Raw genomic sequence first — 11,295 nt, forward strand, 5'->3', positions numbered from 1 at the left:
TATGAATAGAAAAAATAAAACTATGAAAGTAAAGTCAGCAACTTTAATAACTGCAGCAATAGTTGCAAGTAATGGAACTTTAGTATTTGCCAATAATAGTGATATAAAAAAAGATGAAACAGTATATTCCATATTAGATGAAAATGGAAATATAAAAGAAAATATAGTATCAACATGGATAAAAAGTAATTCTAAGTTAGGGGAAATAAAAGATATAAGTGATCTTACAAATATAAAAAATTTAAAAGGTGATGAAGAGCCAACTATAAATGGTAATGATGTTACATGGAATATAGATGGAGATGATTTATATTATAGTGGTAATAGTACAAAATCAATACCGATTAATATAGGGATAAAGTATGAATTGAATGGTAAAAAAGTAGAACCAAGTGAAATTATTAATAAATCAGGTAAAGTAAAAATTACTATATCATTAAAAAATAGAGAGCCTAGAAGTATAGATATTAATGGTGAAAATAGAACAGTATATATACCATTTTTATCAGCTGTTGAAGTAATTATGCCTAGAGATAATTTTAAAGACATAGATGTAAGCAGTGGTACCGTTTTAGATGAAGGAAAAAATTGTTCTATAACTTTCATATCTGTACCAGGTTTAAAAGAATCATTAGATTTAGATCAAGATCTAAGTACAGTAATAGGATTAGAAGATGAACTAGTTATAGAAGCGAATGCTACAAATTTTACAATGCCTAGCATAATGGCTGTAGTTTCTCCTAATGCTTTAGATATGAATGAGTTAGAAAATTTAGATGAAAATAGTACTATAAGTGATTTAAGATCATCATTAGGTGATTTACAAAAAGGAGGAGAGTCTTTATTAGATGGGGCTAAACAATTATCTAAAGGTGCAAATGAACTAAATGAAAAGTATGCACTATTTAATAATGGAGTTAAAACATTAGATAGTGGGATAAGTGACTTAAATAAAGGTGTAGGTGAGCTAAGTAGCTCTACACCTGCATTAAGTCAAGGGGCAGGAACATTACATAGTGGTTTATATGAATTAAAGACAGCACAAGGACTATTCACACAAGGTGTTAATGTACTTGATAGTGGAGCAGCTCAATTAGATAGTGGAATATCTAGCTTGGTATCAGCATCACCACAATTAACAAATGGAGCAAATAGTTTAAATTCAGGGGTTAATGAATATGTAGGTGGAGTAAGTAAATTAGCAGGATCATATAAAGGTATAGATGATGGAATAAGTAGTGCGTATGAAGGAGCTTCATCATTAGTAAATGGATTAGGTAATGGAGTAGGTAAGTTAAATCAGCTGAGTAGTAGTGATATAAGTTGGGCTATATCAATACTACAAAATAGTAGTGATCCAAATGTACAAAAAGTGGCACAAATGTTGGTAAATAACGGTGTAATAGACCAATTTAATGCTTTAAAAACTGGATTAAATGAAGCCTATGATGGAGCAAAAGAATTACAATCTGGACTTAAAAATCTTAAGTCTGGATCAGATACATTTAACACAAATTTAAAATACATTTCATCTAAAGGAAATGAATTAACAAACGGAAGTAGTCAGTTACTATCAGGGATAAATCAATTAGCTTTAGGAGGAGAGCAATTGAAGGAGGGAAGTAGTGCACTAAAATTAGGAACATCAGAACTAGCTTTGAATGCTTCTAAGTTAAATACAGCGACAGGAACTATATATAGTGGTAGCGGTGACTTATATGATGGAACTATTAAATTGAACCTAGGTGTAAATCAATTAAACCTAGGCTCAAAGACTTTAAAAAATGGAACAGCAGAACTTAGTGAAAATTCAAGTAAAATATTAAGTGCAACTGAACAATTAAGTAGTGGTGCAAGTAACTTATATAATGGAACTAATAAGCTTAAAACAGATGGATTAGATAAATTATATGAGTTAGGTGATGAAAAATTAAGTAAAATAGATGGAGTATTGCAAGCTAAGGATGAAATAATAAATATATCTAAAGAGTACGATAATTATGGTGGAAAATCTGAAGATATGCAAAGTAATGTGAAGTTTGTAATGAAAGTAGAAAGTAGCGCTGATGAGAATAGCGATGATAAGACTAAAAAAGAAGATAATACTAGTCACCAAAATGAAAAAGGCGGTATTTTAAAATGGATGAAAGGATTATTTAAATAAAGATTAAATTCTGATAGAATATTGAATAAATATATGTGAGTCTTATAAAGAAATATAATTAGTATTTAATATTGTTACTGATAATATTTATAGGGTAAAATATAGAGTATAAATTTATAATTTAAGGAGAGACAACTATGGAAGATATGAATATACTTATAACATCAGAAGCCAAAAGGGAGTTAGATAAGCTGTTAGAGAATAGCGATAAAAAATGTATAAGAATACTAACTAGATGTATAACAATGACATCTAATGCAAAAATAGATTTAGAATTAGATACCCCTAATGAAAATGACAATTTATATGATGTAGATGGATATAAAATAATTATAAATAAAGCATTAGACTCACAAATGAATTATATAACTATTTCATATGGTGGTCTTCTAAGTAGAAATGAATTTTGTGTAGAAGCAGATTTTTGTTTTTATTATTAAAATACAAAATAAAAGTACCGGTAACATAAGAATATACCGGTATTTTTATTTATAATGTTATATAAATTCAATATAAAGCTATATGAGATTATATAAATTTAATTAAATAAAAAGTAAAAAGTCATTGGATAAACTCAATGACTTTATTTATATACTTATAAAATCAAATCTAAATACATAAGATCTTATGTAATGTAAATCTACAATTTAGTCTAAATTCTTACCTGTAAATGCTAAAGGTAAAAGTTCACCTAAAGTATATTCCAGATATTCATCTCTACTTTTAGCGATATAAATTTTAAAAGTTTCAAGATTACAAAATTCTGCCATAACCTGTCTACATACAGCACAAGGAGCACAGAAATCTCCTTCACCTTGACTTATGCCATGTTTATTTCCTACAATAGCTATTGCAGTGAAGTTATTATCTCCTTCTGAAATAGCTTTAAATATAGCTGTTCTTTCAGCACAGTTAGTAGGTGTGAATGCAGCATTTTCAATATTACACCCTTTATATATTTTTCCGTTATCGCAAAGTAGTGCAGCTCCTACGCTAAATCCTGAATATGGAGAATAAGATAATTTCTGAGCTTCAAATGCTTTGTCAATTAGTTCTTTTACATCGATCATAAATTCTCACCTAATCCTTTATATTTAATACTATAAAACTTTCTATATAATTATTTATATTACCCTTATTGAGGGATTATTATTGTATCATCAATAATTAAAAATGTAAATAGAAAAAATATTATTTCACTATACATTATTATTAATATGTAAAAATAATAAGTTTAACATATAGACTATTAAATGCATATTTTAGTAATAAAATTGTAAAGTTGGTGAAACTATGAAGCATAATTTGGGTATAAGTTTATTAATATCTTCAATATGTTTAGTTCAAATAGGATGCTCATCTGAGCCTGTAGTTAATAATAATATAGTTATTAAGGATGAAACCACTACAAACAATGAAAAGATAAGGAATGATAATACAGTTCAAAATAATCAAGTAATAAAAGAAAATAGTGAAAATAATGCGCCAAATAATTATTATATAATTTCCTACAGTAGTAGCCAGTATCTCACTTATGATGATATACGTTATTTAAGTAAAGAAGAACTAGCACTAGCTAGAAATGAAATATTTGCACGTCATGGATATACTTTTGATAAAGCGAAATATAAAAACTACTTTAGTAGTCAACAATGGTACACTCCAATTGGAAAAGTTGATATGAATACATTTAGTGATATAGAAAAATATAATATAAATTTTATAAAATCATATGAATAAGTAGAAATGAGGCATTACTTTAGATTGAAAAGTAGTGTTTAACTTTTATACATTTAAAATTAAAAATAAATATAATAAAAAAGTTTAAAAAGACATAAATAAGTGTATATACTATATATTGCGTTTGGTATTATTATATACAACTATATATAGTGATATATAAAATATAAATTGTAAATGTAAAATACAAAACAAAAAGTTAGAAGGATGGGAGAAATGAACTGGATAAAGCTTAACAACCAAGTAATAATAAAAGATGAAGATGGCAAATATCAACTTGAAAAAGATAAAGAAGCCTTAGACAGTTACATAAAAGAATATGTAACTCCAAGATTAAGAGCATTTAATGGTATAGAGGAAAGATTAGAATATTTAATAAAAAATAATTATTACTCAGAAGAAATTATAAATAAATATAGTCTGGAGTTTATAAAAAAATTAGAAGAAAAAATAAAAAAATATGATTTTAAATTCCAATCATATATGAGTGGAAATAAATTTTATGGAAATTATGCTCTAAAGAGCGATGATGGTAAGGAAATTCTAGAAACTTACAATGATAAAGTGTTAATAACTTCATTAGCATTAGGCGATGGAGATGAAAAGTTAGCTTTAAAATTAGCTGAAAAGTTATCAAAACAAGAATTCCAACCAGCAACCCCAACATTTTTAAATGCAGGAAGAAAAAGAGCAGGAGAAATGGTATCATGCTTTTTACTATCAGTAGAAGATAGTACAGAAGGAATATCTTATGCCATATCTTCATCAAATCATCTATCAAAAATAGGTGGAGGAGTAGCTTTAAACTTATCAAGACTTAGAGCTAGTGGAGAAGATATAAAAGGAATACAAGGTGCTGCTGGTGGCGCAGTTGGAGTAGCTAAGATGTTAGAACAATCTTTTAGTTATTTTAATCAAATGGGAGCTAGACAGGGAGCAGGAGCTGTTTATCTAAGTGTATTCCATCCAGATTTTGAGATGCTTATGGACACTAAAAAAATAAATGCAGATGAAAAGATAAGATTAGCAACGTTATCTTTAGGAGCCGTTATACACAATAAATTTATGGAATTAGCAGAAAAAAATGAGAAAGCTTATGCATTTTATCCTCATTCAGTTTATAAAAAATATGGAGTTCATATTGATGAGATGAAAATGGATGAATGGTATGATAAATTAGCTAATGATGATGATATAAGAAAGAAAGAAATAAACCCAAGACAGATGCTAACAAAAATAGCTCAAATGCAACAAGAAAGTGGATATCCATATGTAGTATTCATAGATACAGCTAATAAAGAACATATTTTAAAAGATGTTGGAATAATAAAAATGTCAAACTTATGTTGTGAAATTTTCCAATATCAAACATCTTCTGATATAAAGGGTTATGGAGAAATGAATAATTGGGGACAAGATATAAGTTGTAACTTAGGATCATTAAATATTGCCAATGTAATGGATAATAAAGATATAGAAGGAACTGTTAATACAGCCATTAGAGCATTATCTTTTGTATCGGATAATACAAATATAAAAGCTGTTCCTACCGTTAAAAATGGAAATGATAAGTCTCATTCAATTGGTTTAGGGGCCATGAATTTACATGGATATTTAGTTAGAGAAAATATGCTATATACTTCTGATGAAGCTAGAGAATTTTCAGACGTATTTTTTGCAATGGTTAGATATTATGCTATAAAAGCATCTATGGAAATTGCAATTGAAAAAGGACAAACTTTTGAAGGCTTTGAAAAATCTGAGTATGCAAAAGGTAGAGAAAGTAGTGTTCTTTCAAAATATTATATAAACTCATACTTACCGAAAGCTAAAAAGGTTATTAAGTTATTTGAAGGTATATATATACCAACAAAGGAAGATTGGGCAAAGTTATTAGATGATGTAAAAATAAATGGAATCTATAATGCATATTTAACTGCAATAGCACCTACACAAAGTATTAGTTATGTACAAAACGCAACATCAAGTATAATGCCTATAACAGAGCCTGTTGAAGTAAGAACTTATGGAGATTCTACTACCATTTATCCTATGCCATTTTTAACTAATGAGAATATGCTTTACTACCAATCAGCATATAGAATGGATATGAGAAAAGTTATAGATATTGTATCTACTGTCCAACAACATGTAGACCAAGGCATATCAACTACATTATTTGTAACAGACGATAAGACTACAAGAGATATAGCCAAATTATATATATATGCATATAAAAAAGGATTAAAGAGTCTGTATTACACAAGAACGAAAATGACTAGAGATGATAATGAATGTTTAATGTGTTCAGTATAAGGAGATAGATTATGACTTTTAGATTAGGAAAAATACACAAAGCTGTAAACTGGAATAAAGAAGATGATGGATTTACACAAGCTTTTTGGGAACAAAATGTAAAACAATTTTGGTTACCAGAAGAAATATCTGTATCTAAAGACCTGAAGGTATGGAATGATTTAAATGATAAAGAAAGAGAATTATATAAAAAAGTTCTAGGAGGACTAACTTTATTAGATACAAAGCAAGGTAATAATGGAATACCATCAATGATGAGTTTAACTGAGAATCTTCAAAGAAAAGCAGTATTATCATTTATGGGAACTATGGAAGAAATACATGCAAAAAGTTATTCATCTATTTTTACAACACTTCTTTCTAGTAATGAAATAGATGAATTATTTGACTGGATAGAAACAGAAGAAACCTTACAAAAAAAAGCTGAGTTAATATTAGAGCAATATGAAAATACTAATGATCAAAAAAGTTTATACTTATCTATGGTTACAAGTGTATTCTTAGAGAGTTTCTTATTTTATTCGGGATTCTTCTATCCACTATACTTAGCTGGACAAGGTAAGATGGTTGCAAGTGGAGAGATAATTTCTTTAATACTAAGAGATGAGTCTTTACATGGTAAATATATAGGATTACTTGCCCAGGAAATATACGATACGTTTGATGATAGTGAAAAATTAGCACTTAAAGAAAGAATGTATGTTATACTTAATAATCTTATGAAAAATGAAATTGAGTATACTAACAAAATATATAAGGAAAGTAAACTTGAAAAAGAAGTTATAAATTTCTTACAATACAATGCTAATAGAGCATTAGAAAATTTAGGGTTTGAAGATTTATACGAAGTTAGTGATATAAATCCGATAGTTTTAAATGGATTAAGTACAGAAACTAAAACACATGACTTCTTCTCTACAAAAGGTAATGGATATCAAAAGGGTATATATGAAGAATTAGAAGATGAAGATTTTATAATTTAAAAATGTTTTTATATAGATAAAAACTATATTATTTTAATTAACATTATATCAATATAGTAAAGCTAAACAAATAAAAATTAATGAAGAATAAAATAAGGTAAATAAAAAATCTCTTAGTATTTAATACTAAGAGATTTTTTTATCTAATGGGAGTATACTTTGGAATAATAGTTCGTATTACGGTTAATATATAAAATAAATTTTATAAAATTACTGCTTACATTTAAAGAAAAAAATATGATAATCTTATATTGTAGGGTTGTTATACTTTAAATGAAAGGTGGTATTTTTATATGTATAAAGTAGGGGATTTAATTATTTATGGTAGTAGTGGAGTATGTAAAGTAGAAGATATAGGAGTACCTAATATAACTGGAATAAACAATAATAAAGATTATTACACATTAAAACCTGTATACCAGGATGGAAAGATATTTACACCGGTAGATACAAATATTTTTATGAGGCCTATTATGTCATATAAAGAAGTACAAGAATTAATAGATATTATACCAACAATGCAAAAAGATTTAATATATGACAAAAATGCAAGAGTAGTGGAAGATTATTATAAAGAATTTTTAGAAACTCATGATTGTTCAGAATTATTAATATTGATTAAAATGTTATATGAAAAAAAAGCTGATACTATAAATAATAAGAAGAAACCGAGTCAAATAGATGAAAAGTTTATGAGTATAGCTGAGAATTTAATTAATGAAGAATTTTCTGTAGTTTTAGGTATTGAGAAGGATGAGGTTCCTAATTATATTGGCAGCAAATTAGACAATATACAAGTTAATAATGAATAGAAATTTTATATAAAAGAACTCCAATCTTAAAAAAGAATAGAGTTTTTTTATTTTAGCTTTTTATTAATATTTGGTTAAGATAGTTACTATATAAAAAGTTAGGAATAATCTGTGTATATGTCTTAAAAAATGGAATACTAGAAATGAGGTGATTAGATGAAGTCAGTATGGACTAAAAGTTGTAATTTAACTAAAAGATATACTTTAGATAAAGATATAAATGTTGATAATTTAATTATTGGAGCAGGGATGGCAGGAGTATTAATAGGGTATATGTTAAAGAAAAATGGTGAAGATGTAATTTTAATTGATGCAGATGAAATTGCAAGTGGAAATACTAAAAATACTACTGCAAAGATAACATCTCAACATAATTTAATTTATAATAAATTAATATCTGAGTTTGGAGAAGAAAAAGCTGGACAATATGCTAAAGCAAATGAACTTGCTATAAAAAGATATAAAGAAATTATCGATGAAAGAAAAATAGATTGTGATTTTGAAAGTAAATCAGCATATACATATTCATTAAATGATATAGAGATAATTAAAAATGAGGTAAAAGCTGCTAATAGGCTTGGTATAAATGCTGAATTTGTAGAAAAAGTTAACTTACCTTTTGAAATTAAAGGAGCTATTAAATTTAATGATCAAGCACAGTTTAATCCACTTAAGTTTTTAAAAAATATTTCACAAGATTTAATTATATATGAAAACACAAGAGCATTAGAAATTAAAGAAAATTTAGTAATTACAAATAGAGGAAATATAACAGCAAACAATATTGTGGTAGCTACACATTATCCAATAATGAATATACCAGGATATTACTTTATGAAAATGCATCAAGAAAGAAGTTATGTTATAGCATTAGAAAATGCAACTTATGTTGATGGAATGTATGTAGATGTTAATAGCGATGGATATTCATTTAGAAATTATAATAACTTATTATTATTAGGAGCTATAAGTCACAGAACGGGAGAAAATGAAAATGGCGGTAACTATGATAAGTTAAGGAAAATTGCAAAGGAGTTATACCCTGAGTCTAAGGAAAAGTATACATGGTCTGCTCAAGATTGTATGACTATAGATAAAATACCGTATATAGGTAAATATTCTAAGGAAACTCCTAATATATATGTTGCGACAGGATTTAATAAATGGGGAATGACAAGTTCTATGGTGTCAGCTATGATAATATCCGATATGATACTAGAAAAAGAAAATGATTTTTCAGAAATATTTTCTCCAAGAAGATTTGATTTATCTTTATCTATAAGTAATATAGGTAGAGATATGGTAAAAACAGCTAAAAATTATATTGCACAAAAAATATATATTCCAAGTAGTGATATAGAGCACATTAAAAATGGACATGCTGGAATTGTTGAATATAATGGAGAAAAAGTTGGAGTTTATAAAAATAAGGAAGGGAAAGAATTTATTGTATCAACAAAATGCCCTCATTTAGGCTGTCAGCTTAGTTGGAATGCAGATGAATTAACATGGGATTGTCCGTGTCATGGATCAAGATTTGATTATAAAGGTAAATTAATGGGAAGTCCTGCAACCAAAGGGATTGTAGAGGATTAAACAAATATACGAGATATTTTCAAGAATATTAAGAAAATTTCGGGGGGTACATATTGATTTTATAAAAATATATGATAAAATATGTAAAAAAGGAGTTATATCATATAAGAATAGAGTTAAATTTTGATAGAGTACTATATTAATATATGTATTGATGTAATTGAATTTATAACCTCAGTGTAGATACTTTTATCTATTACTGGGGTTTTTATTTAATATATAATATAAAGACTAGTAGGGGTTAAGTAGAAAGGTTGAGTAAATATGGAATTAAGAGAATTGAAAAATTTATCATATAAGATAGAAGATGAATTAAGAAAAGAAATAGAAGAGGTAAGTGACTTTATATTTAATAATCCAGAACTAGGAGGGCAAGAATATATATCATCTAAATATTTAGTAGATAAAATATCTCAATATGGATTTAATGTTGAATATCCTTATTGTAATATAGACACTGCTTTTAGAGCTGAGATTGGAGATAATGAGGAGACTAGTATAGCTTTTTTAGCTGAATATGATGCTTTACCAGGTTATGATGGACCGAATGGATTAGGACATGCTTGTGGTCATAATTGGATAGCTGCAGGAACCTTAGGAGCGTGCTTAGTTTTAAGTAAATTAAAAAAATATTTTAAGGGGAAAATTGTGTTAATAGGAACACCAGCAGAAGAAACTATAGGATATAAGTGTAACTTAGTTAAAGCAGGAGTTTTTAATGACATAGATATAGTTTTTCAAATGCATATAGAAGCTTTTAATAATATAAACTGTAAGGCATTAGCTATGGATTCTATAGAGTTTTCTTTCAAGGGAGTTGCAGCTCATGCAGCAAGTCACCCACACATGGGAGTTAATGCTTTAGATGCAGTGCAACTTACATTTGCAGGAATAAATGCATTAAGGCAACATGTTACATCAGATGTAAGAATACATGGAATAGTAAGTAATGGTGGAGAAGCTCCTAATATAGTTCCAGATAGAGCTAGCTGTAAATTTTATGTTAGGGCAGAAGATAGAAAAAATTTAGAAGTTGTAAAAGAAAAAGTAATAAACTGCGCTAAGGGAGCAGAACTAATGACTGGTTCACAATTAACATATAGATATTTTGAAAATTCTTTTGATAATATTATAAATAATAGTATATTACAAGATATAATGAGAAAAAATCTAGCTAATGTAGGTATAAGTGAATTATTAGAATCACAAGATGGACCAACTGGTTCAACTGATATAGGAAATGTAAGCCAAGTTTGTCCAACTATGTATACAGAACTAGCTTTAGATATATGTCCAATAGTAAGAGTACATGAGAAGGAGTTTTTAAATTATGCTAACTCATTAGAGGCGTATGATAAGCTTCATAAGTCAGTTAAAGCAATGGTTACTTCAGCTCTAGAAATATACTTAGATAAGAAATTGCTTAAAGAAATAAAAAAAGAGCATATAAAAAATATAAGTTTATAGATTAAATATAAAAACCGCATCACATATATGATACGGTTTTTATATTTAATAATATTAATATTGGTGCCGGATATGGGACTTGAACCCATACGGTATTACTACCAACGGATTTTGAGTCCGTCGCGTCTGCCATTCCACCAATCCGGCATTTTCTGAAAATTTAAATATTATATTAAAGATTATAGCAATAAATTATAACGTTTGCAACATATTTTAT

Annotated in this window: 9 protein-coding genes and 1 tRNA gene; 8 read left to right on the forward strand and 2 right to left on the reverse strand. The window is 27.5% G+C overall.

What is annotated here, in order from left to right:
• Position 1: 1 nt before the first annotated feature.
• Positions 2–2,164 carry a hypothetical protein gene (locus EIH23_RS10495; protein ID WP_122640244.1) on the forward strand — a complete coding sequence of 721 codons (2,163 nt, stop codon included), beginning with the start codon at positions 2–4 and terminating at the stop codon, positions 2,162–2,164.
• Positions 2,165–2,301: 137 nt separating this feature from the next.
• The gene (locus EIH23_RS10500; protein WP_122640245.1) at positions 2,302–2,604 is read left to right on the forward strand and encodes a hypothetical protein; all 303 of its coding nucleotides are present in this window, start codon (positions 2,302–2,304) and stop codon (positions 2,602–2,604) included.
• 207 nt (positions 2,605–2,811) lie between these two features.
• Here the strand turns inward: EIH23_RS10500 and cdd are convergent, their stop codons facing one another.
• Positions 2,812–3,234: a cytidine deaminase gene (cdd, locus tag EIH23_RS10505; protein WP_122640246.1), complete on the reverse strand. Its 423-nt coding sequence runs from the start codon at positions 3,232–3,234 to the stop codon at positions 2,812–2,814.
• 223 nt (positions 3,235–3,457) lie between these two features.
• Between cdd and EIH23_RS10510 the strand changes: the two genes are divergently transcribed.
• The 6 genes from EIH23_RS10510 to EIH23_RS10535 all read left to right on the forward strand — a co-directional run bounded on the left by EIH23_RS10510 (position 3,458) and on the right by EIH23_RS10535 (position 11,078).
• Positions 3,458–3,904 (forward strand): YARHG domain-containing protein, encoded by a 447-nt coding sequence (locus tag EIH23_RS10510; protein WP_122640247.1) that lies wholly within the window; start codon positions 3,458–3,460, stop codon positions 3,902–3,904.
• A gap of 216 nt (positions 3,905–4,120) precedes the next feature.
• Positions 4,121–6,220, forward strand: a complete 2,100-nt coding sequence (gene nrdE / locus EIH23_RS10515) for a class 1b ribonucleoside-diphosphate reductase subunit alpha (RefSeq protein ID WP_122640248.1) — start codon at positions 4,121–4,123, stop codon at positions 6,218–6,220.
• Between the two features lie 11 nt (positions 6,221–6,231).
• The gene (gene nrdF, locus EIH23_RS10520; protein WP_122640249.1) at positions 6,232–7,203 is read left to right on the forward strand and encodes a class 1b ribonucleoside-diphosphate reductase subunit beta; all 972 of its coding nucleotides are present in this window, start codon (positions 6,232–6,234) and stop codon (positions 7,201–7,203) included.
• A gap of 293 nt (positions 7,204–7,496) precedes the next feature.
• Entirely contained in the window at positions 7,497–8,015 is a 519-nt protein-coding gene (locus EIH23_RS10525) for a CarD family transcriptional regulator (protein ID WP_122640250.1), read from the forward strand.
• A gap of 156 nt (positions 8,016–8,171) precedes the next feature.
• Positions 8,172–9,611, forward strand: a complete 1,440-nt coding sequence (locus EIH23_RS10530) for an FAD-dependent oxidoreductase (protein WP_122640251.1) — start codon at positions 8,172–8,174, stop codon at positions 9,609–9,611.
• 264 nt (positions 9,612–9,875) lie between these two features.
• Positions 9,876–11,078 (forward strand): M20 family metallopeptidase, encoded by a 1,203-nt coding sequence (locus EIH23_RS10535; RefSeq protein ID WP_122640252.1) that lies wholly within the window; start codon positions 9,876–9,878, stop codon positions 11,076–11,078.
• Between the two features lie 61 nt (positions 11,079–11,139).
• Here EIH23_RS10535 and EIH23_RS10540 read toward each other — a convergent pair.
• Positions 11,140–11,225, reverse strand: a tRNA-Leu gene (locus EIH23_RS10540).
• Positions 11,226–11,295 lie beyond the last annotated feature (70 nt).

The organism is Romboutsia sp. Marseille-P6047 (assembly GCF_900604535.1).
Classification (GTDB): domain Bacteria; phylum Bacillota; class Clostridia; order Peptostreptococcales; family Peptostreptococcaceae; genus Romboutsia_E.

What these genes read in the sequence shown, in the direction of transcription:
- EIH23_RS10495 (WP_122640244.1), top strand. Translation starts at nt 2, where the DNA reads ATGAATAGAAAAAATAAAACTATGAAAGTAAAGTCAGCAACTTTAATA.
- EIH23_RS10500 (WP_122640245.1), top strand. Translation starts at nt 2,302, where the DNA reads ATGGAAGATATGAATATACTTATAACATCAGAAGCCAAAAGGGAGTTA.
- cdd (WP_122640246.1), bottom strand. Translation starts at nt 3,234, where the DNA reads ATGATCGATGTAAAAGAACTAATTGACAAAGCATTTGAAGCTCAGAAA.
- EIH23_RS10510 (WP_122640247.1), top strand. Translation starts at nt 3,458, where the DNA reads ATGAAGCATAATTTGGGTATAAGTTTATTAATATCTTCAATATGTTTA.
- nrdE (WP_122640248.1), top strand. Translation starts at nt 4,121, where the DNA reads ATGAACTGGATAAAGCTTAACAACCAAGTAATAATAAAAGATGAAGAT.
- nrdF (WP_122640249.1), top strand. Translation starts at nt 6,232, where the DNA reads ATGACTTTTAGATTAGGAAAAATACACAAAGCTGTAAACTGGAATAAA.
- EIH23_RS10525 (WP_122640250.1), top strand. Translation starts at nt 7,497, where the DNA reads ATGTATAAAGTAGGGGATTTAATTATTTATGGTAGTAGTGGAGTATGT.
- EIH23_RS10530 (WP_122640251.1), top strand. Translation starts at nt 8,172, where the DNA reads ATGAAGTCAGTATGGACTAAAAGTTGTAATTTAACTAAAAGATATACT.
- EIH23_RS10535 (WP_122640252.1), top strand. Translation starts at nt 9,876, where the DNA reads ATGGAATTAAGAGAATTGAAAAATTTATCATATAAGATAGAAGATGAA.